The 23,690-nt window shown below is 64.0% G+C and carries 31 protein-coding genes; 30 read left to right on the forward strand and 1 reads right to left on the reverse strand.

The window, feature by feature from the left end:
* The first annotated feature begins 5 nt into the window (after positions 1 to 5).
* The 29 genes from LZD57_RS10655 (at position 6) to LZD57_RS10790 (ending at position 22,997) form a co-directional block, all read left to right on the forward strand.
* Positions 6 to 554 (forward strand): DUF669 domain-containing protein, encoded by a 549-nt coding sequence (locus tag LZD57_RS10655; RefSeq protein ID WP_233719604.1) that lies wholly within the window; start codon positions 6 to 8, stop codon positions 552 to 554.
* A 95-nt stretch (positions 555 to 649) separates the two neighbouring features.
* On the forward strand, positions 650 to 949 hold the full coding sequence (locus LZD57_RS10660) for a hypothetical protein (RefSeq protein ID WP_233719605.1): 300 nt from the start codon (positions 650 to 652) through the stop codon (positions 947 to 949).
* Complete coding sequence (locus tag LZD57_RS10665) at positions 949 to 1,203, forward strand: DpnD/PcfM family protein (protein ID WP_233719606.1); 255 nt, start codon at positions 949 to 951, stop codon at positions 1,201 to 1,203. The genes LZD57_RS10660 and LZD57_RS10665 overlap by 1 nt, the downstream gene beginning before the upstream one ends.
* Positions 1,200 to 1,598, forward strand: a complete 399-nt coding sequence (locus LZD57_RS10670) for a zinc-finger-containing protein (protein ID WP_233719607.1) — start codon at positions 1,200 to 1,202, stop codon at positions 1,596 to 1,598. The genes LZD57_RS10665 and LZD57_RS10670 overlap by 4 nt, the downstream gene beginning before the upstream one ends.
* Positions 1,598 to 2,560: a hypothetical protein gene (locus tag LZD57_RS10675; protein ID WP_233719608.1), complete on the forward strand. Its 963-nt coding sequence runs from the start codon at positions 1,598 to 1,600 to the stop codon at positions 2,558 to 2,560. Before LZD57_RS10670 ends, LZD57_RS10675 begins: the two co-directional genes overlap by 1 nt.
* Positions 2,557 to 2,904 (forward strand): transcriptional regulator, encoded by a 348-nt coding sequence (locus LZD57_RS10680; protein ID WP_233719609.1) that lies wholly within the window; start codon positions 2,557 to 2,559, stop codon positions 2,902 to 2,904. Before LZD57_RS10675 ends, LZD57_RS10680 begins: the two co-directional genes overlap by 4 nt.
* Positions 2,901 to 4,052: a DNA polymerase III subunit beta gene (locus tag LZD57_RS10685; protein WP_233719610.1), complete on the forward strand. Its 1,152-nt coding sequence runs from the start codon at positions 2,901 to 2,903 to the stop codon at positions 4,050 to 4,052. The genes LZD57_RS10680 and LZD57_RS10685 overlap by 4 nt, the downstream gene beginning before the upstream one ends.
* A gap of 14 nt (positions 4,053 to 4,066) precedes the next feature.
* Positions 4,067 to 4,693, forward strand: coding sequence for a hypothetical protein (locus tag LZD57_RS10690; protein ID WP_233719611.1), 627 nt, complete (start codon positions 4,067 to 4,069; stop codon positions 4,691 to 4,693).
* The gene (locus tag LZD57_RS10695; protein ID WP_233719612.1) at positions 4,690 to 6,099 is read left to right on the forward strand and encodes a helicase-related protein; all 1,410 of its coding nucleotides are present in this window, start codon (positions 4,690 to 4,692) and stop codon (positions 6,097 to 6,099) included. The genes LZD57_RS10690 and LZD57_RS10695 overlap by 4 nt, the downstream gene beginning before the upstream one ends.
* Entirely contained in the window at positions 6,096 to 6,995 is a 900-nt protein-coding gene (locus LZD57_RS10700) for a DNA-methyltransferase (protein ID WP_233719613.1), read from the forward strand. Before LZD57_RS10695 ends, LZD57_RS10700 begins: the two co-directional genes overlap by 4 nt.
* A complete protein-coding gene (locus LZD57_RS10705; RefSeq protein WP_233719614.1) occupies positions 6,992 to 7,483 on the forward strand; it encodes a hypothetical protein in 492 nt (163 codons plus the stop codon). The genes LZD57_RS10700 and LZD57_RS10705 overlap by 4 nt, the downstream gene beginning before the upstream one ends.
* On the forward strand, positions 7,476 to 9,092 hold the full coding sequence (locus tag LZD57_RS10710) for a DEAD/DEAH box helicase (protein WP_233719615.1): 1,617 nt from the start codon (positions 7,476 to 7,478) through the stop codon (positions 9,090 to 9,092). The genes LZD57_RS10705 and LZD57_RS10710 overlap by 8 nt, the downstream gene beginning before the upstream one ends.
* Complete coding sequence (locus LZD57_RS10715) at positions 9,092 to 9,442, forward strand: DUF2493 domain-containing protein (protein WP_233719616.1); 351 nt, start codon at positions 9,092 to 9,094, stop codon at positions 9,440 to 9,442. Before LZD57_RS10710 ends, LZD57_RS10715 begins: the two co-directional genes overlap by 1 nt.
* Positions 9,439 to 9,864, forward strand: coding sequence for a helix-turn-helix domain-containing protein (locus LZD57_RS10720; RefSeq protein WP_233719617.1), 426 nt, complete (start codon positions 9,439 to 9,441; stop codon positions 9,862 to 9,864). The genes LZD57_RS10715 and LZD57_RS10720 overlap by 4 nt, the downstream gene beginning before the upstream one ends.
* A complete protein-coding gene (locus tag LZD57_RS10725) occupies positions 9,845 to 10,228 on the forward strand; it encodes a hypothetical protein (protein WP_233719618.1) in 384 nt (127 codons plus the stop codon). Before LZD57_RS10720 ends, LZD57_RS10725 begins: the two co-directional genes overlap by 20 nt.
* A 2-nt stretch (positions 10,229 to 10,230) precedes the next feature.
* Positions 10,231 to 12,594 carry a bifunctional DNA primase/polymerase gene (locus LZD57_RS10730; protein WP_233719619.1) on the forward strand — a complete coding sequence of 788 codons (2,364 nt, stop codon included), beginning with the start codon at positions 10,231 to 10,233 and terminating at the stop codon, positions 12,592 to 12,594.
* 424 nt (positions 12,595 to 13,018) lie between these two features.
* Positions 13,019 to 13,558: a transcription termination/antitermination protein NusG gene (gene nusG, locus LZD57_RS10735; RefSeq protein ID WP_233719620.1), complete on the forward strand. Its 540-nt coding sequence runs from the start codon at positions 13,019 to 13,021 to the stop codon at positions 13,556 to 13,558.
* A 180-nt stretch (positions 13,559 to 13,738) separates the two neighbouring features.
* Positions 13,739 to 14,275 (forward strand): terminase small subunit, encoded by a 537-nt coding sequence (locus LZD57_RS10740; RefSeq protein ID WP_233719621.1) that lies wholly within the window; start codon positions 13,739 to 13,741, stop codon positions 14,273 to 14,275.
* On the forward strand, positions 14,256 to 15,494 hold the full coding sequence (locus LZD57_RS10745; RefSeq protein ID WP_255699899.1) for a PBSX family phage terminase large subunit: 1,239 nt from the start codon (positions 14,256 to 14,258) through the stop codon (positions 15,492 to 15,494). The genes LZD57_RS10740 and LZD57_RS10745 overlap by 20 nt, the downstream gene beginning before the upstream one ends.
* Complete coding sequence (locus LZD57_RS10750) at positions 15,494 to 16,930, forward strand: DUF1073 domain-containing protein (RefSeq protein ID WP_233719623.1); 1,437 nt, start codon at positions 15,494 to 15,496, stop codon at positions 16,928 to 16,930. The genes LZD57_RS10745 and LZD57_RS10750 overlap by 1 nt, the downstream gene beginning before the upstream one ends.
* A gap of 670 nt (positions 16,931 to 17,600) precedes the next feature.
* On the forward strand, positions 17,601 to 18,716 hold the full coding sequence (locus LZD57_RS10755) for a DUF2213 domain-containing protein (RefSeq protein ID WP_233719624.1): 1,116 nt from the start codon (positions 17,601 to 17,603) through the stop codon (positions 18,714 to 18,716).
* Positions 18,717 to 18,719: 3 nt separating this feature from the next.
* Complete coding sequence (locus LZD57_RS10760; protein ID WP_233719625.1) at positions 18,720 to 19,181, forward strand: structural cement protein Gp24; 462 nt, start codon at positions 18,720 to 18,722, stop codon at positions 19,179 to 19,181.
* Between the two features lie 12 nt (positions 19,182 to 19,193).
* Entirely contained in the window at positions 19,194 to 20,123 is a 930-nt protein-coding gene (locus LZD57_RS10765; RefSeq protein WP_233719626.1) for a DUF2184 domain-containing protein, read from the forward strand.
* Positions 20,124 to 20,125: 2 nt separating this feature from the next.
* Positions 20,126 to 20,476 (forward strand): hypothetical protein, encoded by a 351-nt coding sequence (locus tag LZD57_RS10770; protein WP_233719627.1) that lies wholly within the window; start codon positions 20,126 to 20,128, stop codon positions 20,474 to 20,476.
* Positions 20,477 to 20,480: 4 nt separating this feature from the next.
* On the forward strand, positions 20,481 to 20,954 hold the full coding sequence (locus LZD57_RS10775; protein WP_233719628.1) for a DnaT-like ssDNA-binding protein: 474 nt from the start codon (positions 20,481 to 20,483) through the stop codon (positions 20,952 to 20,954).
* Between the two features lie 3 nt (positions 20,955 to 20,957).
* Positions 20,958 to 21,377, forward strand: a complete 420-nt coding sequence (locus LZD57_RS10780; protein WP_233719629.1) for a hypothetical protein — start codon at positions 20,958 to 20,960, stop codon at positions 21,375 to 21,377.
* Positions 21,377 to 21,502 carry a hypothetical protein gene (locus LZD57_RS23995; RefSeq protein ID WP_255699900.1) on the forward strand — a complete coding sequence of 42 codons (126 nt, stop codon included), beginning with the start codon at positions 21,377 to 21,379 and terminating at the stop codon, positions 21,500 to 21,502. Before LZD57_RS10780 ends, LZD57_RS23995 begins: the two co-directional genes overlap by 1 nt.
* On the forward strand, positions 21,502 to 22,548 hold the full coding sequence (locus tag LZD57_RS10785) for a phage minor head protein (RefSeq protein WP_233719630.1): 1,047 nt from the start codon (positions 21,502 to 21,504) through the stop codon (positions 22,546 to 22,548). Before LZD57_RS23995 ends, LZD57_RS10785 begins: the two co-directional genes overlap by 1 nt.
* Positions 22,545 to 22,997, forward strand: a complete 453-nt coding sequence (locus LZD57_RS10790) for an HK97 gp10 family phage protein (protein WP_233719631.1) — start codon at positions 22,545 to 22,547, stop codon at positions 22,995 to 22,997. The genes LZD57_RS10785 and LZD57_RS10790 overlap by 4 nt, the downstream gene beginning before the upstream one ends.
* Here LZD57_RS10790 and LZD57_RS10795 read toward each other — a convergent pair.
* Positions 22,990 to 23,253: a hypothetical protein gene (locus tag LZD57_RS10795; protein WP_233719632.1), complete on the reverse strand. Its 264-nt coding sequence runs from the start codon at positions 23,251 to 23,253 to the stop codon at positions 22,990 to 22,992. The genes LZD57_RS10790 and LZD57_RS10795 overlap by 8 nt on opposite strands.
* An 18-nt stretch (positions 23,254 to 23,271) precedes the next feature.
* Between LZD57_RS10795 and LZD57_RS10800 the strand changes: the two genes are divergently transcribed.
* Positions 23,272 to 23,688, forward strand: a complete 417-nt coding sequence (locus LZD57_RS10800) for a phage tail terminator-like protein (protein ID WP_233719633.1) — start codon at positions 23,272 to 23,274, stop codon at positions 23,686 to 23,688.
* Positions 23,689 to 23,690 lie beyond the last annotated feature (2 nt).

Consider the following 23,690-nt stretch of genomic DNA (forward strand, 5'->3'; position numbering starts at 1 on the left):
CGAACATGGTCAACATCGCAGGAAGTTACGACGAGCAGGCCGAGGCACAGGGCGAATTCGAGCCCATCCCCGCCGGCGATTATCGTGCCAAGATCATCGAGGCGTCGATCGAAGACGTGTCGCCCAACGACGACAAGGGTCGGTGCCTCAAGCTGACGTGGCAGATCGAAACGGGCACGCACGACGGTCGTCTCATTTGGCAGCGGCTCAATCTGTGGGCCAAAAACTTCAAGAGCAAGAAACCGAATAAGACGGATGCGCAGGTTCTGCAGGAATCCATCTCAATCGCCAACTCGCAGTTCGCCGCGATCCGGCAGGCCTGCGGCAAGCCGATCGTGCAGGACACGGACGAGCTTCTGCACATCCCCTGCACGATCCGGGTGAAGCTCCGGAACGATCCGCAGTACGGCGCGAGCAACGAGGTCGGCAGCGTTAAGCCGGTGGCCGGCGCCGGGCCTACGCAAGGAGGCGGCGCGCCGCAGCGCTTCACTCCGCCGGCGAACAGCGCGCCGCAGCAGTCGTCTAACGGCTGGCCGAAGCGCAACACCGCGTGACGCGGCGGCCGGGCGGGTCCTGAGATTGGCGTCCTAGCCCGCCCGGCACTCTCCCACCCCGACACGAAACTCGCATCGCGAAGGAGGCTTCTGCGATGACAGGAAATCTTTGCCCAGAAAAGGGCAAGCGCCCGAGCCGCACCGGCTGGCTCAAGAACCCCAAGATGGCGCGCAAGGGTGAGACAATCGGCGGCGGCTGGTTCGTCTTCCGCCGCGGCGACGACACCCGCCGCATCCGGCCCGCCTGGTGGCCGTTCGAATATGGCAGCCGTGAAGAGGCCGCCGCCGAGGCGCGCCGGCTCGCCACGCTCAATCCCGGATACCGCTTCGATGTGGTCGGTGTCGCCGACAGCTTCACGATCGCGGCCGTGGCGCGGACGGCGGAGGCGGCGTGATGGCTCGCTTCATCGTCTCCTACACGTTCCACGCCAGTGCGAGCGACTCGATAGAGGCTGCCTCAAAAGAGGAGGCGGAACGTCTCGTCTCTGAGCGCATCGAAGCCGACGATTTCCAGCTCGACGCCGATGAGATCGACGATGTGGATTTCTCCGTTCAGGAGTTCCACCCGGTCACGCGCGACGGCAAGCAGATGTGGACGACCCACGTCCGCGATGGCGACACGCCGGGACATGTGGAGGCCGGCCAATGACCTCCCGCTCAATCTGGTGCTGCGGCTGCGGCGCCGAGGTCTCCGCTTGTCTGACGGACGGCGGAGAGGTCTATCCGCATCGCCGTGACTTGGCCGACCTGCCGTTCTGGAAGTGTGACGGCTGCGGCAACTTCGTCGGCTGTCACCACAAGACGAGGAAACGAACGCGCCCGCTCGGCTGCATCCCGACGCCCGAGATCAAGAACGCGCGGCAGCACATTCATCGGCTGATCGACCCGCTTTGGAAGAGCGGAGCGATGTCGCGTCGGGGCGTATACACGGCAATTGCCGACGTTCTCGGCATCCCGGAATTCCACACCGCCGAAATCCGATCTGTCGAAGAGGCGCGTCGTGTCTATGCGGCAGCGCAGTCGATCGCGAAGGAGGCCGCCTGATGGTCGCGCTTCCTTCCACCGCCATCTCGCCGACCATCGCGGCGATCGATGCGCATTATGAGGCGCATCAGGACACGAAGCATAATCAGCGCCTGACTGGCCGGATGCTGGCGGCTGAATGCGATCGTCGGATCTGGCTCGAGTTCCGATGGGCGGCGGAGCCTGCATCGTTTCCGGGATATATCGTCCGCGCCAATTTGCGGCGTGACGATGCCATCCAGGACGTCGTTCAAGCGTTAATCAGCCTTCGGATCTCCGTCCCTGATCTGGTCGTCGATCTCGTCGACCGGAAGACGCTTCGCGAGTTTCAGATCACCGCGATCGACGGTCATTTCGTGCAGAAGGTTCACGGAATGATCTCTGGGCTAATCGAAGCCCCGAAACGCGTGCATCTACTCTACACCGACAGACAGCGAGAGAAGGCGTTCAACCAGATCAGAAAAATGGGCCTCGCCGAAGCGGCTCCGGCCCGGATGCCCGCCATCCAGATCGGCATGCACTTCTTTGGCTTGGAGCGAGCATTTTACGTCGTCGAGAACAAGGACTCGAACGAGCTTCACGGCGAGCGCATCCGCTATGACGCGGCTCATTGCTACGCTCTGATGGCACGGGCGGATCGCGTCGTCGAAGCGTCGCGACCTCTGCCAAAAATCAGCGATGAACCGGATCACTGGATCTGCAAACGCTGTCCTTCGCATCCCGTCTGCCACGGCGGCGCCTTCGCACTCCGAAACTGCCGGACGTGCCTCCATAGCACTCCTGTCCCTGGCGGCGACGCGAAGTGGTGGTGCGAGCGCGACGGCCGCGAGCTGTCGATCGACGATCAGCGGGCCGGCTGCGGCAAGCACCTGTTTTTGCCCGATTTGGTTCCCGGAGATCAAGTCGACGCGGCCGAGGACGGATCGTCGGTCACGTACCGCATGCCGGACGGGTCCGAGTGGATCGACGGGAGGGCTGCGTGACCTCCTACCGTTTAAACGCCGAATGCCTTGAATGCGGGCGCCGTTTCACGCGCCTGCCGTTCCAGGCCCGCGAGTTCTGCTCGGCACAGTGCCGGCAGGGCTGGAACAACCGTCGCCTCCAGCGCGGCGCCGAGCTCTACGACCTCTACATGGCGCACCGCTTCGAACGGGCCGATGCGAAGGCGCTCGGCGTGTTCCAGGCCATCAACCGTCTCGCGTCCGACTTTAGGGCCGAGGACCGGGAGCGCCGGGCCGGGCGCCGCTCATGGCGCAAGCCGCGCGCGGTCATCGCCGAGCGGCCGTACCTCAAGGCAATCGCAACACAGGTGAGGGCAGGACGATGAAGCTCGTCACGACTGCAAACGATCTCCGTGCCGCCCTGGCAACCGTCAAGCCGGCGGTGACGAAGTGGGCGACGATCCCGATCCTGCAAACCGTCCTGTTCGACGGCGCAAAGGTCGCGGCGACCGATCTCGACATGACCATCGAGACGAAGGTGGCGGCGAGCGAGGCGAGGGGCCGGGCCTGCATCTCGTTCCGACCGCTGGCGGCGCTGTGCCGGCATCTGCCGGCGGACGAGGTGATCACGATCGAGGCGAAGGGAACGACGGCGACGATCCGGTTCTCGTCCGGCATCTACAACCTCCCATCGCTGCCGGCGGACGACTTCTCGACGATGGCCGGGCCGGAAGCCGAAGCGAAGCCCTTGGACGGTGAGGCTTTCGCCAAGGCGCTCCGGTTCGTGGCGCCGTTCATTTACGGCGAGGACATCCGATACTACCTCAGGGGCGTCTGCCTCAGCGCGGATCGCGATGAGAATTTCGGCCTTTTCGCGACGGACGGCCATCGGCTCGCCTTCCACCCGCTCGAATATCCGGCTGACTGGCAGGGGATGATCGTCCCGCACTATGCCGTGGCCGCGCTGCTCAAGATGCCGCCGGTCAAGACGGCCGCTATGCGCGGCGCGAAGGCCCGTTTCGACTGCGGCAGCGTCACCCTGACGACGAAGCTGATCGACGGCACCTTCCCGGACTGGCGCCGCGTCGTGCCGGCGATCGAGCCGGGCGCTCCGGCCATCTCACTCGACGTCGCGGAGACTTCGGCGGCGCTGCGGCGGATTGGCATGGCGAGGAAAGATCGCGGCGTCCCGCTGACGATCGCCGCCGACAGGCGCGGCGTCGTTGCGCAGATGGGTGGCGAGTATTCCGAAGCGCAGGCCGTCGAGCGGCTGACGAGGGCGCGGTGCGATGCAGACGCCACGGCAGTGACGTCGTTCAACCCCGCCTATCTACGCGACATCCTGGGCGTCCATCGCGGCGCGGAGACGGTGCGGCTCTGGCCGAGCCATGACGGCCCGATGATCGTCCAGCAAGGCGAGGCCGATGCCTTCGCCGTGCTGATGCCGATGCGCGGCGGCGACGATGCGCGCGCTACTGCGGCTCTTGAAGAGTGGGCGCCTGAGGCTGCGCCGCTTCGGGAGGCGGCAGAATGATGGCGACCCCATCCATGCGCGTTCTCGTCGCCTGCGAATTTTCCGGCACCGTGCGCAATGCGTTCCTCGATCGCGGACACGATGCATGGTCCTGCGACCTTCTGCCGAGCGAGGACGGCAGCAATCGGCATATCAGAGGCGACGCCCGCGACATCCTTGAAGACGGCTGGGATTTGCTCATCGTCGCGCACCCGCCGTGCACTCGCCTCTGCAACAGCGGCGTCCGCTGGCTTTCGTCTCCGCCCCCGGGGCGGACGCGCGCCGAAATGTGGGCCGAGCTTGAGGAAGGCGCCGCGCTGTTCTCAGCGTTCTGGAACGCCCCGATCGAGCGCATCGCGGTCGAAAACCCGGTCATGCACCGGCACGCCAAAGAGCGGATCGTGAACTACGCCGAACCGGCTCAGTCGGTGCAGCCATGGCAGTTCGGCCACGGCGAGACGAAGCGCACCTGTCTGTGGCTCAAGAACCTTCCGAAGCTGACGCCGACCAACATCGTCGAGGGGCGCGCGCCGCGGGTGCATCGCATGTCGCCCGGGCCGGACAGGTGGCGCGAACGGTCGCGCTTCTTCACCGGCATCGCCGAGGCCATGGCTGACCAGTGGGGCGGATATACCGTCGAGCAGATCGCGAGGGCAGCATGAGCGACCTCTCCGCCTATCACGACCTGATCGCGCGCAAGGCGGTGGCGTTCCGGCCGCAGGGTTTCACCTCGTTCGACGAGGCCGAACTTCCGGACTGGATGTTTCCGCACCAGCGGCACGGCACGGCGTTCGCGCTGCGCGCCGGAACGGCAGCGCTGTTCTACGATACCGGCCTCGGAAAGACCGGCATGGCGCTCGCCTGGGGCGACGAGGTGGTTCGTCGGACCAACAAGCCGGTCTTGATGCTCGCGCCGCTTGCCGTCGCTGCGCAGCACGTCGCCGAGGCCGAACGCTTCGGCATCGTAGCCGCTCAGTCCCGCACCGGCGCCGCCCCGGTCGATCCGAAGATCGTCGTGACGAACTACGAGCGGCTCGACAAGGTGAATCCGGAACTGTGGGGCGGCGTCATCCTCGACGAGTCGTCTATCCTCAAATCCTTCACTGGCAAGACGACGCGCAAGCTGATTTTGACATTCGAGCGCACGCCATATCGCCTCGCCTGTTCCGCCACCCCGGCGCCGAACGACCATACCGAGCTAGGTCAGCACTCCGAATTCCTCGGCGTGATGCATAGCCCGGAAATGCTCTCGCGTTGGTTCATCGCGGACCAGACGAACATGGGACGCTACCGGCTCAAGAAGCCGGCCGTTCGGCACTATTGGGACTGGGTGGCGAGCTGGGCACGCTGCGTCTCGAAGCCGTCCGATCTCGGACTGTCCGATGCCGGTTTCGAGATGCCGCCGCTGAACATGCACCGGCACCTCGTCAGTGCCGATCGCGGCATCGACGCCGGCGAGGAGAAGACGGGGCAGGGCATGCTGTTCCGCATCCCCGATCTGTCGGCAACTTCCGTCCATCGCGAAAAGCGGCTGACGACCGCGGCGCGTGCGGCGAAGCTGGCCGAGATCGTCACTGCCGAGCCGGCAGAGCCGTGGGTGATCTGGGTCGAGACGGATTATGACGCCGACGCGGTGAAGGAGGTCCTGCCGGATGCCGTTGAGGTGCGCGGATCGATGCCGATCGACAAGAAGGAGGAGAGGCTCCAGGGGTTTGCCTCCGGCGCGATCCGGATCCTCCTGACCAAGCCGTCGATCGCAGGCTACGGGCTCAATTACCAGCACTGCGCCCGGCAGGCATTCATGGGGCTCTCGTTCTCCTATGAGAGCTTCTACCAAGCTGTCCGCCGGTGCTGGCGCTTTCGCCAGACGCGCCCGGTCGACGTGCATGTCATCTGCGCCGACACCGAGGACGCGATCTGGCAGGTGGTCAGCCGAAAGGCCGGCGATCACGACGCAATGAAGGCCGAAATGGCCGCCGCAATGGCGCGCGTCGCCCTGACTTCCCGAACCCTTCAGACCTATCAACCCGAGATGGAGGCCGCGCTTCCCGCGTGGATGCTGCCATGAAAGTTCTCGACAAAGCTCAAGGCGACGGATGGGCCGCCTACAATGCCGACACGGTTGAATTCACCGCCGGCATGCCATCCAACTCGATCGACTTCAGCGTCTACTCTCCGCCGTTCTCGTCGCTCTACATCTATTCGGAGAGCGAGCGGGACATGGGCAATGTCTCGTCGCACGACGAGTTCTTCGAGAGCTATCGGCCGCTGATCCGCGACAAGCTGCGCGTGACCCGGCCGGGGCGCCTGACGGCGATCCACGTCAAGGATCTGGTCTACTACTCGAACAGCAGCGCCAAGGGCGATCGCGGCCTCTACCACTTCACCGGCGACTGCATCCGTCATCACGTCGATCTCGGCTGGACCTTCCATCGCCTGATCACGGTCGAGCGCTGCCCGGTCAAGGAAATGCAGAAGACGAAGGCGGACCGCCTTCTCTACAAGCATTTCCGCGAGGACGCTGCGCGGACCGGCGGCGGCATGCCGGAATACATCGCCGTGTTCCGAAAGTGGGCGGATGGAATGACCGACACCGATCCAGTTCTGCATCCGCCGGCAGAATTCCCGCTCGACGTCTGGCAGGAATGGGCGAACCCAGTGTGGCGCGGCTTGCCCGAAACGGACGTTCTCAATGTCGGCGCGAAATCCGACGAAGAGCGCCACCTTTGCCCCATGCCCCTCAACCTGACGAGGCGGCTCGTGCTCCAATACACGAACCCGAACGAGACGGTCTATTCGCCGTTCCTCGGCATCGGCAGCGAGGGGTACGTGTCAATCCGGCACGGCCGAAGGTTCATCGGCACCGAGCTGAAGCCGGAATACTTTCGTCGAGCGGTGCACAATCTGAAGGAGGCGGAGGGCAACCGCCTGGTCGGCGACCTTCTAGCGGGAGCGACGGCATGATCAGGAACGCAATCATTAAGCTGGCGCCTCGCCTGATTGCGATGGCTTCCAAACGTCCGCCGAACGTCGAAATCGGCGGTCGCCGCGATCCATACCTTCGCCGATGGTTCCTCATCCCGCGCAATCGATGGTTCAACGTCTACCTGCACGAGTTCTGCCGGTCCGACGACGACCGAGCGCTTCATGATCATCCGTGGTGGAACCTGTCGATCCTTCTCCGGGGGCAGTATGTCGAGCACACGATATCGGACGGCGGCATTAACGTTCGAACGCGCCGCGTGGCTGGCGATATCAAGTTCCGAAAGGCCAGCGCCGCCCATCGCATCGAACTGACCGACGGCCATTGCTGGACGCTATTCATCACCGGGCCGCGCTTGCGCGAATGGGGGTTCCACTGCCCAAAGGGTTGGGTGCCGTGGCGCGTATTCACATCCGGCCCGAACGGCGAGACCGTCGGCCGCGGTTGCGGGGAGGATGACCATGTTTGAGCTTCGCCCGTACCAGCGCGCCTCTCTCGACGCCCTCTACAGCTACTGGGACTGCGGCGGCGGTAACCCGCTCGTGGTCCTGCCGACAGGCGCCGGCAAGTCGCTCGTCATCGCGAAGCTCGTCGAAGAGGTGATGGAGCAGTTCGATATCCGCGTCGCCATCGTGACGCATTCCAAGGAGCTGATCGAGCAAAACTTTCAGGAGCTTCTGCGGCTATGGCCGAGCGCGCCGGCGGGCATCTACTCGGCCAGCGTCGGGCGTCGCGACAGCCATGCGAAGATCCTGTTCTGCGGCATCCAGTCGGTATGGCGGAAGGTCGATCTGATCGCGCCTCGGCAGCTCGTCATCGTGGACGAGGCGCACCTCATCCCGCGCAACTCGGCGACCATGTACGGCAAGTTCTTCGAACGGATGCGCGACATCACGCCGGATATGCGTGTCTGCGGCCTGACGGCGACGCCCTATCGCCTCGACAGTGGCCGGCTGGACAGCGGCGCCGACGCGATGTTCGACAAGATCGTCTACGAGGCAAGCGTCATTGACCTGATCGAGGGCGGGTATCTGTCGCCGCTGATCAGCAAGGCGAGCGCGGCGCAGGTCGATCTGTCCAAGGTGTCGGTGCGGGGCGGGGAGTTTCTGCCGGCGTCGCTTGAGGCCGCCTCCATGGCCGGCGATCTCGTTGACCGGGCCGTCTCGGAACTCGTCGCCTACGGTCAGGGCCGCAAGGCGTGGCTGGCGTTCTGCTCGGGCATTGGACACGCCAATGCCGTCAGAGACGCGATCCGGGCGCGCGGCGTCACCGCCGAGACGGTCGACGGCACGATGGATAAAGGCCAGCGGGAGAGCGTCATCCGGCGCTTCCGCAATGGCGAGATCCGCTGCCTAACTTCGGTCAACGTGCTTTCGATCGGCTTCAACGTCCCGCATGTCGATCTGATCGCGCTGATGCGAGGAACGCAGTCGACCGGCCTCTACGTCCAGCAGGTGGGCCGTGGGTTCCGCAGGGCTCATGGCAAAAAAAACGCCCTGATCCTCGACTTCGCCAACGTGATCCGGATGCACGGCCCGATCGACGCCGTGTCGGTTCTTCCGACAGGATCCTCTTCCGGTGAGGAGAAAGCCACCGTCTCCGATGTGCGCGCAAAGGAATGCCCGGAGTGCGAAAGCCTCGTCGCGCTGAACGCCAGCCGGTGCCCGCATTGCGATCACGAATGGCCGCGTGAGGAGAAGCCGAAGCACGAGGCCGAGGCGGACGGGACCGCCGGCATCCTCACCACGGAGCGCGTGCCGCCGCAGATGATCCCGGTTGTCGACTGGGAATTGAAGCGGTGGACCAAGGCGGGCGCGCCGGACAGCATCCGTGTCGACTACCTGGCCGGCCTGCAGCGCTATCCGGAGTGGGTGTGTCCGGAGCACGGCGGCTATGCCGGTCACAAGGCTTCGGAGTGGTGGGCGGCCCATGGCGGCGCCGCTCCGTTCCCGAAGACGGCCGACGAGGCGCTGGAGCGTGCTGGCGAGCTGACGGCTCCGGCCACAATCAGCGTCCGGCCGGACGGCAAGTTCTTCCGCATCGTCGGGCGGACATTCGATCAGAGGAGGGCGGCGTGATGCGAGTTCTCGTTTGTGGCGGGCGTGACTTCTCGGACGAAAACGCGGCGTGGAACAATCTTTCGCGGCTGTTTGATGAGATCGGCGATCCGTCGATCATCATCCACGGTGGATCGCCTGGGGCTGACAGCATTGCCGAAGACTATGCGCAGCGGACGAACTGCCGCTCCCATGCCTTCAGGGCAAATTGGAAGAAGCACGGCAAGGCGGCCGGTCCGATCTGTAACCAGCGCATGATCGATGAAGGGAAGCCAGACGTCGTTGTCGCGTTCCCCGGCGGACGTGGAACTGCGGACATGGTTCGTCGGGCGAAGGATGCGGGCATTCGAGTGATCGAGGTGTCAGCATGACCTTCACGGCTCACTCCTCCTTCACGCAGCGAGGCATCGAACGCATCAGGCGAGAGCGAGGCATGAGGCTATTGCCGCCGCCGGAAAGCTCAGCCGTCTTTGCTCCTGATTACTACCGCCTCGTGGTCGACACATTCACGCTTCCCAAGCCGCGAGAGCGGTTCACCATGCGGGAGATCATGGACCGGATCGCCAAGGCGTGCGGTGTGACGGTGATGGATATTCGGAGCCCTGGTAGGTCGAAGCGCCTGATCATTCCGAGGCAGGCGTTCTACTACTGGGCAAAACGCCTGACCGGCAACTCCTATCCGCAGATCGGCCGCTTCTGCGGCGGTCGCGACCATTCCACGGTTCTGTATGGCGTCGTGGCCTACCAGAAGAAGCGCGGGGAGATGGGACGCCATGTCCGCTCCATCGCGTGATCTTCCACCCGCTCGCCTCGACGACGCTGCATGCTGCGTCTGCGCCCGGTCGGCCATCGGCTTCGGCTATGCGCCGCGCGACAGTCACGGCCGGGTCGGATCGCCCATCATCTGGGTGTGCGACGACCCGGATTGCCTCGATATCGCAAAGGACAGCTACGAGATGAAACAGGGCGAGTTCGACCGCGTCGAGGCAATGGCTGTCATCGACGGGCTGGAGTGCGGCCGCAGGCAGGCGATGGAGATCGGCACGTCCGATCTCGCCGAGATGACCGACGATCAGCGTCTCGACTTCGCGCGCGCCATCGTCGCCGGCTACCGGTCGGCGTTGAAGGTGAAGATACGCGACGAGGCGCCTTTCTGACCATGGGCATAGACGCACCACCACCGCCCGGCGAGCCGGCCAATCTCGTCGTCGCCCTGTCGCTCGCGGCCAAGGGGCTTGCGGTCTTCCCGGTCCATTCCGGCGGCCCGAAGGCCAAGGCGCCGATGCCGTTCTTCCGCTGGCGCGACCAGAGCTCGACGGACGCGGCGACGATCCGCGAGTGGTGGCGCCGGTGGCCGGACGCCGCGCCCGCGCTGGACGTCGGGAAGTCCGGCCTGTTCGTCGTCGATGCCGACCGGCACGACCCGGAGCACGACGGCGTGGAGGCGTGGTCCGGCATAATGGCCGAGGCCGGCGCTTCTCCGGACGGCATCCCGATCGTCGCGACACCGAACGACGGCAGCCATTGGATCTTCCGCCAATCCGGTGGCCTGCGCAACAGCAAGGGGCGGCTGCCTAAGGGTGTCGATGTTCGCGGCGACGGCGGCTACATCGTCGCGCCCGGCGCCGTCATGGCTGACGGCCGGATGTACGAGCTGGCCGGCGATCTTGATACCGCTCCGCCGGTGCCTGACTGGCTGACGAAATGGCTGGAGAAGGGTGAAGAGGGGGCGGCCGGTCTTTCCGATAAAGAGGGGCTGAAACCGCTGCCGCAAAGGGCTTTGAGCCCCGCCGGAACTCATGCAAATTTTGCATCAGTTCGAACCGAAACCTCGCTCGACGAGATCCACGACCTCCTCAGCCACATACCGTCTGACGTCGGCTATCACGAGTGGGTGCAGGTGCTGATGGCGCTGCACGCCGCGACCGGCGGATCGTCTGATGGCTTGTCGCTCGCCGATGCCTGGAGTGCGGGCGGATCGAAGTACAAGGCCGGCGAGGTGGCGCGGAAGTGGCGCTCGTTCAAATCGCAGGGCATCAACGGCGCGACCATTGCGGCCATTGCCCAGCAGTTCGGAGCTGACCTCAGCGCCATTCGGATCAGGCATCTTCCACCGCTGCCGGAGGTGACGGCCGAGGAAGAGGCGCAGAGCCGCGCGATCGTTGCGAACATGACGGTTGGCGGGAAGAAGGTGTTTGCCGCCCGGCAGCTCCTTCAGCACGACGACGGCACGCTGACCGACGAGGACGGCGTCATTGTCGAGGCAAAGCTGCCCGCAGCGACGGCGCCACCATCGGACACGCCATTCCCGCCCGGGCTCGTCGGCGAGATCGCCGAGTGGATCGTCGGTACGGCTCTGAAGCCCCAGCCAGCTATTTCGATCGCGGCGGCCCTGACCATCGTCGGTTGCGCGGCCGGGCGCCAGTTCCAGGGACCGACCGGCGCCGGGACCGCGCTCTACGTCCTCGGCCTGGCGCCGACCGCCCAGGGCAAGGACACGCCGCTGAAGCAGATCGGCCGCGTCATGCAGGGAGCGGGCCTCACGATGCACCTCGGGCCGGACGAGTTCATGTCGTTTTCGGCCGTGGTCAACACGATGAAGCGCAAGCCGCTCTGCCTTGCGCCCATGGACGAGTTCGGCGACTTCATGCGCCGCGTATTCGATCGCAAAGGGTCGATCCATGCCCGGGCGATCCCGAAGGTGCTGCGATCGCTCTGGGGCGCGAACTTCGACATGGTGGCGACAGCGGAATGGGCGGACAGGCCGAGCGAGCCGCTGCCGGCGCCGCACTTGTCCATCTTCGGCGTCTCGACGCACGAGCAGTTCTACACCGCGCTTGAGAACGGCGCCGTGGCCGACGGCACGCTGAACCGTTTTCTGATCGTGGAGGGCGTGCGGCGGCCGAAGCGGGTCAAGCCCGATGTCGAGCGCGAGATCGTCCCACAGACTATCATCGACGGCGTCCGCGGAGTCTACCTCGCCAGCGGAGAGATGCCGGCACTTTCGCGCAACGACGTCAGCGCCAACCCGGCCGACCATGGCCGGACGCGGCGCATCGGATGGGGGCCTGGCGCGGAGAGGGCGTGGGAAGCGTTCGGCGCCGAGGTCGAGCAGCGCATGTTCGATGTCCCGGCTGAGGCAGACCTTCTTGGCCGGACGGTCGAGATGGCGGTGCGGATCGCCACCATCGTCGCGGCCGGGCGCGGATCGGCCAGCGTTTCGGTCGAGGACATCGCTTTCGGCATCGACCTGGCGCGCCAGTCTGCGGACACGATGATCGCCGGTGCGGCCGACTTCATGGCCGAGAACGAGCAGGAGGCGAACTGGCAGAAGATCGTTCGGATGATCCGGGATGGTGGCGGGCGTGTCGTCTATCGGTCGATCTTCAACCGCATGCGGCACATGCGCAGCCGAGACCTGCGTGAACTACTCGCCCACATGGTCGATACCGGCGTGATCGTCGAGGAGGAGGTCACGTCGTCCAGCGGGGGGCATAAGGCGAAATGGTACGCTGTCGAGTAGACGCCGACGTGACCCATCGAACGACAGGAGCCGGCCTTCAAGCCGGCTTTTTTCGTTACGCACTCGCCTACGCACTCGCCACGCACTTGACGCACTCGATTGACGTCCGCGTAAAGCAAGTGCGTAGAGCGGTACGCACTCGGTTACGCACTTGACGCACGATAAGTCTTTGAAAAGACGAACTAAAAACCAAGTGCGTCAAGTGCGTAGATATTGTGAGGAGTCAGAGGACTTCAACCAGAGAGAGGGGCGTATAGGGGAAATTTGCAACCGGTGATCATTGTATTTGGGGGTATTACGCGTGTGCGCACGCACTTGCCTCACTCGCCCGGCACCGCTTGACCGCCGCCGCGTCTCGCGCCATCATCTGCGCGCTCACCGATGCCACGCCTACGGGCTCCTCACCGCCACACGAGGAGCCAGCATGACCAGCACAGCCGATCACCGACCAGCGAGTTGGTATGTCGTCAGAACCAACCCACGCTGTGAGGCGAGGGCGAAGGCTTCGCTGGAGGCCGAGGGGTTCGTGACGTACCTCCCGACAATGAGGTACGAGTTCCGCCACAAGCGGACGAAGATGTGGGTCGAGCGTACCCGCTCACTTTTCACCGGATATCTCTTTCTCGGCATGCCAGGCATTCGCCACTGGGGCGTCGTGCGCCAGTGCGACGGCGTGGCCAAGGTGCTTGAGATTGGGGGGAACCCAGTTCCTATCGGCGCCAATCTCGTGGACGGCGTCCGTCGCGATCAGGAGGCAGGCCGCTTCGACGTCATGAGGCGATCGAGTGTGAAGCGCATGTTCACGGCTGGGCAGCGTGCGTTGATCGCCGCAGGCCCGATGGCCGGATTGGAGGTCGTCGTCGAAGCGCATCGCAACAGCCGGGAGGTCAAGGTCATTGCCGACTTCATTTCCGCGACCGGAGACGTGATTGTGAATGTCGACAACTTGCGAGACGCCGCTTGACATGTGGGCGTCTTCACCGCATTTTTCCGATCGACTGATTTGCTCGACAGCAGCGGGGCCGCGTCAGACGCGAGTTGCACGCCGGGGCAAGGGGAAGACGATCGTCACTTCCTGATTTGGTTTTCTATGGGGCTCGCTTCGGCGGGCCTTTTTCGTCTCCCGACATTGCGAGGATAAGTCATGGCGCTCGGCGAGAAGCGGGGACGCTTCGTCGAGGAATATCTCCACGACTTGAATGCGACCCAGGCGGCTATCAGGGCCGGCTACAGTGCGAAGACGGCATACTCACAAGGGCAGAGGCTGTTGAAGGATGTTGAAATCCTTGCTGCCATCTCCGAGGCCAAGGCTGCTCGCTCCGAACGCACGAAGATCGATGCCGACTGGCTTCTGCGCCGGCTTGCTGACGAAGCCGAGGCCGACGTCGCCGATCTCTACGATGAGCAGGGCTCTTTGAGGCCAGTGAGCGAATGGCCGCTCATCTGGCGCAAGGGTCTCGTCGCCGGCCTCGACGTCGAGGAGATCAAGTCCGAGGGCGTCACAATCGGAATCATCCGCAAGGTGAAGCTGTCCGACCGTGTGAAGCGCCTGGAGCTGATCGGCAAGCATGTCGAGGTGCAGGCATTCCGCGAGCAGGTCGGGCATGGAAATCCCGACGGCTCGCCTCTCGTGACCCGCATCGAACTCGTCTCGCCCGGCGATGGCGACAGCGAGGCTTGAGCTTCCGCCGCGCTTGATTCCGGTCTTTCAGGGTGACGCGCGGTATCGTGGCGCCCGCGGCGGCCGAGGGTCTGGCAAGACGCGCTCGTTCGCCAAGATGACGGCGGTCCGGGCCTACATGGCCGCGGCACAGGCGACGTCTGGTGTCGTGCTTTGCGGGCGCGAGTTCATGAACAGCCTCGACGAAAGCTCGATGAGCGAGGTCAAAGCCGCGATCGCCGAGACGCCATGGCTGACGCCGTTCTTCGACGTCGGCGAGAAGTTCATCCGGACGCAGGGTCTGCCGGGTCGGGTCGACTACCGCTTCGTCGGGCTTCGTCACAACATCGACAGCCTGAAGTCCAAGGCGAAGATCCTCATCGCATGGATCGACGAAGCCGAGGCGGTTTCGGAATCCGCCTGGGTGAAGCTGATCCCGACAGTCCGAGAGGCCGGATCGGAAATCTGGCTGACATGGAATCCGGAGAGCGACGAGAGCCCGACCAACAAGCGCTTCGTGGTCAAGCCGCCGGCGGACGCGAAGATCGTCGAGCTGAACTACCACCACAATCCGTGGTTCCCGGGCGTCTTGGAGGCCGAACGGCGCTCTGACCAGGCGCGTCTTGATCCGAACACCTACGCGCATGTCTGGGAAGGCGCCTACCTCGTCAACAGCGACAGGCAGGTGTTTGCCGGCAAGTGGCGCGTCGACGAGTTTGAGCCCGGATCGGACTGGGACGGTCCGTACCAGGGCGGCGACTTCGGCTTCTCGCAGGACCCGACCGCCGCGGTGCGGTGCTGGGTGCATGGCGACAGGCTGTTCGTGGAGCATGAGGCCGGCAAGGTCGGGCTGGAGCTCGACGATACGGCGAAGTTCATCACCGACCGCATTCCCGGCTTCGAGGAGCATGTCACGCGCTGGGACAGCGCCCGGCCGGAGTCGATCAGCCATCTCCGCCGGCATGGCCTGTCGCGGTCGGAGGCGGTCGAGAAGTGGAAGGGCAGCGTCGAAGACGGCGTCGCCTTCCTACGCTCCTTCCGCGAGATCGTGGTTCATTCGCGCTGCAAGGAGCTGGCGAAGGAGATGCGGCTCTACAGCTACAAGGTCGATCGGCTGAGCGGCGACATCAAGCCGGACATCGTCGACGCCTGGAACCACTACATCGACGCACTTCGCTACGCAGTCGGGCCGATGATCCGGCAAGGCTTCACCTACGGAATGCTTGAGGCTCTGGACTGATGCTCGGATTTGACGGCCTCCGCAGCTTCGTGACCGGCATGGCCAATTCATTCGGCCTCGGAGGTGATCGCGACAAGCGCGCCGGCATGGGCTTCGGTTTGACGCTGATCGACTCGGCCGAGCTCGATGCGATGTATCGGTCGGATTGGCTGTCGCGGAAGATCGTCGACATCATCCCGAACGACATGACGCGGGAATGGCGCGACTGGCAGGCCGAGAAGCCGCAGATCGAGGCGATCGAGGCCGTCGAGAAGGCGCCGCAGATCGATCTGGTGCGCAAGGTCAACCGGGCGCTGCGCAAGTCGCGGCTGAAGGGTGGCGCAGCCATCTTCATCGGCATCCGCAACGCCGACCATTCCACGCCGCTGGAGCCCGACGCAGTCGCTAAGGGCGCGCTCGAATACTTGCATGTCCTCGGCCGCGACGAAGTGACGGTCGGGCCGGCCATTCTGGACGTTACGAGCCCGATCTTCGGCGAGCCGGAGTGGTACGAGGTCCGCAGCCAGTCCGGCCAGACGACGCAGGTGCATCCGTCCCGCATGGTTCGCTTCGTCGGCATGGAAATCCTCGACAGCGAGAGCATGCGGTCTCAGGACGGCTGGGGCGATAGCGTCCTTCAGGTGATTTACGGCGCGATCCAGAACGCTACCTCGGCGCAGGAGCACGTCGCCGCGCTGATCCCGGAGGCGAAGCAGGACATCATCTACATTCCCGGCCTGTCCAAGGCGATCGCCACGACCGGCGGCGAGCAGGCGGTGACCAAGCGCTTCACCTACGCGGCGCAGCTCAAGTCAATGTTCTCGACCATTCTCCTCGAGGGGAACGGCGCGAACGGTGATCAGGCCGCGGGCGAACGGTGGGAGCAGAAGCAGATCAATTTCGCTCAGCTGCCAGAGCTGATGCGGCAGTATCTGCAGGTGGCCTGCGGCGCGGCCGACGTGCCGACCATCCGCCTTCTCGGCGAGGCACCATCGGGCCTCGGGTCGAACGGCGAGAGCGCGCTGACGGCCTATTACGACAACGTCGGCGCCAGGCAACGCACGGAGCTTTCTCCGCAGCTTCACCGGCTCGACGAGGTGATTATCCGCTCGGCGCTCGGCTCGCGCCCGCCGGACGTCTACTACGAATGGTCGCCGCTCTACGGCCTTTCCGAGAAGGACAAGGCCGAGGTCTTCTCCAAGGTCGCCACCGCGGCTCGGTCGATCATCGGCACCGGAGGCGGGCAGCCGTCGATCATCGCGCTGGAGCCATTCTCCGAGGCGCTGGTCAACACCATCGTCGAGATGGGCGTGATGCCTGGCCTCGACAGCGCGATCGACAGCTACGGCGGCACGCTTGAGGAGCCGCCCACGGCTGAGGAGCAGGCTGCGGCGCTGGCGATGGCCGCGGCAGAGCAGGGTGGGGCCGATCCCAACGGCGGCCAGCAAGGACAGTGACATAAAAGAAGGGTTCTGCTATAAGAAACGGGCCGATTTGGTGCTGGACACACCGCCTCGGCCCTGACCACAACATGGAGGTGACCCATGCCGATGGCTCCAAAACCATTAGCAGAATTGCTCGGCGGTGAAACCCGTTTCGGACGGTTGGCTGTCCTTGGAGAAGATGCACCGAAGCTATATCGAGGTCGCCGGATTCGCTATGTCCGGTGCCTGTGCGACTGTGGCAATGAGCGTTCCGTGATCTACACGTCTCTGACGGGCGGCAGGACTACAAGCTGCGGCTGCCTGCACGACGAGATGGCGGTTGCAAAAATCCAAGAGGCTAGGGCGGGATGGACCCGCCACCGCCATGCTGCCGGCGACCATCAAAGCCCGGAATACCATGCGTGGACGGGCATGAAGTATCGGTGCCAGACGCCTACTGCCCACAACTACGAGCGATACGGCGGCCGGGGCATCTCTGTATGCCAGCGATGGAACGACAGCTTCGAGGCCTTCTTCGAGGATATGGGGCCGCGACCATCGCCTGAACATTCGCTGGACCGGTTTCCAAACAACGATGGAGACTACGAGCCCGGCAATGTTCGTTGGGCAACTCCGGCAGAACAGGCCAACAACCGAAGACCTCCGAGGCGCCGATAAGGCGCCTTTTTCATAGGGCGCCCACATGCTCATCACCGACACGGTAACGCTCGGCGACGTTCGAGTGAACGATGCTGGCTATCTCGAGACGTTCGCACATACGGCGCGGACAGGCGTTCAGCAGTACCTCGGGATTGAGGCAGGGCGGCCGGACCTTGCGATGGTGAACGTCTACAGGGACGAACGAGAAGTCTTCTCTCGGCGCTCGCTGGACACGTTTTCGAAGATCCCGATCACGATTGATCACCCTCCCACCGGCGTCAACTCAGAGAACTGGCGGAAGTTCGCTGTAGGCACCACCGGAGAGGAGGTGCTTCGGGACGGGGAAAGGCTGAAAATCGGTCTAAAGATCACAGACAAGGCGGCGGTAGAAGCCGTCAGAGCCGGCAAGCGCGAACTCAGTGTCGGCTATTCAACGGAACTGGTTTGGGAAGATGGCGTGGCGCCGGACGGGACACCGTTCCAGGCGAGACAAACGAACATCATCGCGGACCACATCGCAATTGTGAGTGCCGGCAGAGCCGGCCCGCAATGTCGCATCGGCGATAGCTGGGCGACCGTCAGTGAACCAAAAAAGGAGCCAACCATGGCTGATCTGACCACCGTGGTCGTCGGGGATAGCGCGGTGCAGATCGCCGCCTCCGACGCCACAAAGCTGGAGGCCTTCAAGGCATCCATGAAGCAGTCTCTCGCCGACGCCGAGACGAAGCACGCCGACGACCTGAAGGCGAAGGATGCCGATCTCGCCAAGAAGGATGCGGAGATCGACGCGCTGAAGGGCAAGATCCTGTCCGACGCCGATCTCGACAAGCGCGTCAAGGCCCGCGCCGATCTGATCGCCACCGCCGGCAAGATCGCCAAGGACGTCAAGACGGCGGGCCTGTCCGACGCCGCGATCCGCAAGGCTGTGGTCACCGCCAAGCTCGGCGATGCGGCGCTTTCCGGCAAGTCCGAGGCCTACATCGACGCCCGCTTCGACATCCTCGCCGAGGAGGCGAGCAAAGTCGTGGACGGCTTCAAGGCCGTTATCGAGGGCGGCGTTCGGCCCACAAACCCTGTCACCGATTCCGCTTCCGCCTATCAGGCGATGCTCGATCGCGACCGCAGCGCCTGGCAGACCGCCGGCAAGCAGGAGGCCTGATCTATGGCGTTCCCCACTGTCAACTACAATCGCGAGCCGACGGCCAAGGGATATCCCGGCATGATCGCGACCACTGAGCCGCACTGGATCACGTCGATGATTGGCGAGGTCGGCACCGGTGATATTCCGTTCGGTTCGGCCGTCGTCTACGGCGCCACCGACGACACAGTCAAGAAACCGACTGCGGGCGGCAAGTTTGCCGGCATCGCCGTCGCCGACCGGACCGTGCTGAATGCGCAGGGCTCCGTTTTCAAGCAGTACGACCAGTTCGGCTGCATGCGGAACGGCACGATCTTCGTCACGGCAATCGCTGCCGTCGCGCAGGGCGATCCGGTCTATATGACGCCGACCGGCGGTCTGACGAACGTTTCGACGAGCAATGCTCTGCTCGCCAGCGCTGAATGGATGGACACGACGACTGGTGCGAACCAGCTCGCCCGTGTCCGCTTGAACGTCACCAAATAAGGGGAGGGCGACATGCTCACCATGGACGCGCCTTCCCTGGCGCTGAACTTCCTGCGCACCGCGCAGAACTACATCGAGCCGGGCATCTACGCGCGCCAGTACCCCGACTTCCAGTACCGGGAACTGGTCCCTGTCGACAATTCCGCGCCCGAATGGATCAAGCAGATCGAGTTCTTCTCGATGGGCGACGACATGGGCGAAGCGCGTGAGTTCGCCGCCGAGGGCGACGACATCCCGTTTGTCGACTTCCAGCTCGACAAGGGTGACAGCCGTGTAACGATGGCTGCGATCGGCTATCGGTATAACCTCGAAGAACTGTCGCACGCTCAGCAGTACGGCATCCGGCTGACGGACGAGCGTGCCGACGCGGCCCGTCGCGCTTATGAGCGCTATGTCGACAACACTGCCTTCCTTGGCCGTGCGAAACTCGGCAAAACCGGTCTCGTCAATGCAGGGAGCGTCACGGTCATTCCGGCCCCGACCGGCGACTGGTCGGACCCTGCTACGACGCCCGACCAGATCCAGGCCGACGTGAACGCCGGCCTGTCCGCCATCTTCATCGGCACCAACGGGATCGAGCAGGCCGACACCATGCTCATTCCGCAGGCGCAGTATGAGGCATTGGCGACCCGGCGTCTCGACCCGACCATGACGACCACGATCATGGAGCATATCCAGCGGACGAACGTCTACACGATGCGGACCAACCGCCCGCTGACGATCCGCGCCGTATGGGGCTTGGAGACGGCAGGCGCTGCGTCGGCGCCGCGCGCGGTCTTCTATCGCCGTGATCCGGCAGTGGTAAAAATCCACATCCCGATGCCGCTGCGATGGCTGGAGGCCGAAAAGCGCCTTCTCAAGTACGAGGTGCCCGGCATCTTCCGCCTCGGCGGTGTCGAAGTCCGTCGCCCTGGTGCGATGCGTTACATGGATGGGGTGTGACCATGGCCACGATTACGAACAAGTACGGTTCGCCTCTTACGATCGTCGGCGTGAATATCCGCCCCGGCGCATCGGAGGACGTTCCGAACTGGAGCGAGGCGAAAAAGAACCGCACCATCTCCAAATGGATCGACGGCGGCATCATCGCGGTGTCTGGCGATGCCGATCCCAAGAACCAGAGCGGCGGCACGTCGGCCTATGCCGTGAAGGACAAGGGCGCTGGCTGGTACGTCATCACCAAGGACGGCGCCGAGGTCACGAAGTCGCTCCGCAAGGACGCGGTCGAGGGCTTCGACGCCAAGACCGACGAGGCCAAGGCCGCCTTCGTCGAGGCGAACAAGGCCGAGGACTGATCAAATGGCGGGCTATGGCGACAACGACGGTCTCATGACCTATGCCTCGTCGGTCGGGTACACCATCTCGGATGGTGCTGACCTCACCGTGGCCCGCCAGATCGGCAGCACGTACATCGACAGCCTGTACGGCGATCGCTTTCCCGGCGAGCCGACGGGTGGAATCGAACAGGACAGGGAATGGCCCCGCACGGGCGCCACAGCCTACGGCTCGACGCTTGCCAGCGACGTAATCCCGACACGGGTCGTTAACGCCTCCTATGAGGCCGCGATCCTGCAGATGAAGACGCCGGGCTCGCTCTCCGCCTCCTACACGCCCGGCACGCGCAAGGTTCTGACCGAAGTCAAGGGCATCAAGTGGCAAGTCATCGGCACAGGAACCGCTGAGGAGCGGGCCTATCTCGTCTCCGAGACGATCGAGGGCATCCTCACGCCGCTCCTCATTCCGCGCTACCTGCCCGCGATCTTGGTGGTGTGATCCATGGAAGATTGGGCCGCAATAGCCGCAGAAGTCGAGAGCGCGCTCGTCGAGATCGCCGACGTCTCGCAGCCGGCGGGCTACCCTGTGACCATCCGCAGGGTGACCGCGGGGAATCCCTACGATCCCGACGACGATGGCACGAAGACCTACCACGCATTCCATTGCGTCCAGGAGACGAGACAGTTTCGCGACGCATCAGGAAGTCTTGTTGGCGAGAGCATCACGACGCTACTTCTGAACGCCACAGGTGACATCACGCCTTCTGAGGCCGACACAATCCTCCCCGGCACGAAGAAGGCCGACATCGAAGCCTTGCCGGATGCAGCCGCCGACGCCCTCGGGTGGCAAGAGATCGGCGACGTTCGGGAAGTCTCACCCGCCGGCGTGCCGGTGCTATTCGAAGTCGACTTGGCGAACTGATGTCCTTCCTCTCCAAGCTTGCCGGCCTCTTCGATGTCGCGAAGGAGCGGATCAAGACCACGTTCTTTTCGGCGATCGACGATGTCCGCAACAGTGTCACGCTGAAGACGGTGCGAGCTAGGTGATGGCATCGCAGCGCGAAATCATCGCCGGCCTCGTCGCGAGGTATGAGCCGCAGGTCAGACAAGCCTTCCTAGATGCGATCAGCGATGTCCGCGACGCTATCACCCTGCGCATCGTTATTGATCGGCTGGAGAGGAACGACATCAATGGCGCGGTCGAAGCGCTTCACCTCGATCACGAGGCGTTCGCGAGGCTGGAGCAGTCGATCACAGATGCCTACACGGGCGGCGGCCAGGCCATCGTCCAGACGCTCCCGAAGCTTCGCGACCCCGGCGGCGACCTGTTGATCTGGCGCTTCGGTGTTCGCAACACGCAAGGGGAGCTGGAGCTTCGCCGCAGCCTAGAGGTTCTGTCGACGAACCTGACGACGGAAGCGCGAGAGGTTGCGCGGACGAAGCTTGTGGAAGGGCTGGCCGCAGGACGCAACCCTACGCAGACTGCAGTGGAGTTGGTCGGCAGGGTTAACCGCGCGAGTGGCAAGCGCGAGGGTGGGATCATCGGACTTTCCCGGCCGCAGGCGCAATACGTTCAGAACGCGCGTGACGAGCTACAATCCGGAGATCCGAAGCGTCTTCGAAACTACCTCACACGAGGCCAACGAGATAAGCGCTTCGACAGGGCCATTGAGAAGGCCATCAGGGAGGGGAAGCCTCTCCCGCAGGACTTGGTTTCCAAGATTGCCGGACGCTACTCTGACGGCCTTCTGAAGCTCCGCGGAGACACCATCGCCCTCGACCAGACCATGACCGCAATGGCGCGGGCAAAGGATGAGAGCTATCGCCAGCAGATCGCCAGCGGGAAGGTCGATCAGCGGTTTGTTACCAAGACGTGGCACCACTCGCCGGAGGAAGACCCAAGGCTCAATCATCTGGCTCTTGACGGCAAGACTGTCGGTTATAACGAGATGTTCGACATGGGGAACGGCACGATGATGCGCTACGCCCATGACCCCGAAGGCGGCCCGAAGGAAAACCTATTCTGCAAATGCCGCACGGAATACCGCTTCAGCGCCGTTGATGCCTTGGTATCCAGGATGGGGCGGGCATGAAAACGATGAACTTCGCCGCGCAGGTGGCCGATTGGGTGCATGAGGTGGAAGGCGCCATCGAGGCGATCTACACTGACAGCGTTCAAGACCTCCTGGAAGAAGCACAGAAGAATGCCCCGGTGAAGACGGGCTTCCTCGTCAACTCGCTCCTGCTATCGACAACGGCGATGCCGGCCATCAAAGAGACTGAAAAGCCAGCCGATGGTGCGAAATACGCCCCGGCCGAAATCAGCGCATCAATTATTGGAGAAGGTTTCGGCAGCGTACTGTATGCCGGCTACACTGCGGCTTATGCGGCGCGGCTCGAGTTCGGCTTCGAAGGCGTGGACACCCTCGGCCGGGTCTACCGTCAATCGCCCAGAATGTTTGTCGGCTTGGCTGCACAGAACTGGCCGAACATCGTCCAAAGGAATGCGCAGCGGCTTTCGGCGAAAATCGCCTTCAGGTAGGCCGCTTCATTAGGTCGCCGAAATCGACGCCGTGAATCTCGCTGACACGCCCCGATCGGACTTCATCGTACATGGTCATAAGCCGGAGAAGCCGACGGTCGGTCTGGCGCCTCGCCTCTAGCACGGTTTCCGCAAAATCATCGCCCCCCTGTACACCCATCAGCGCATCATAGTGGGCTCGCAGCAGGTCGTAGACCTGATCTCTTGTAAGGACGGGTTTGCGGTCGTCGTCGGAAAGCGGGTCGCGGTCGGCCATCACGGGAACGGATAGCACATGCCGGCCTCTGGAATAAACGGCAAGATCGGCGACGCCCTGGAGGGCCATCTCGTCGCCTTCGTCACCGATCGAGCGCTGCCGGTCTACTGGCTGAACAAGACCGGGCCGTCGCCGACGCCACCGACCTATCTGGAAACCTCGCTCACGCGGAATAACACGCGGCCGACGGCGTTTCGCACCGACACGCTCAAGGGCCTGTTTCAGATCTCGGTCCGCTCGCCACTCGGCGTCGGCAACAACCCGGCGGACGAAATCGCCGACGCACTGGTGACGCTCTACGCCCGCGGAACGTGGATCACTCGCGACGGCATAACGGTGCGGGTCGCCAACTCATGGGCCGCAGGCCCCTTCAAGGACGACACACGCTGGCATGTCCCGGTGATCGTCGACTGGTTCGTCCAGAACAACCTCTGACC

The organism is Jiella avicenniae, from assembly GCF_021390325.1.
Classification (GTDB): domain Bacteria; phylum Pseudomonadota; class Alphaproteobacteria; order Rhizobiales; family Rhizobiaceae; genus Jiella; species Jiella avicenniae.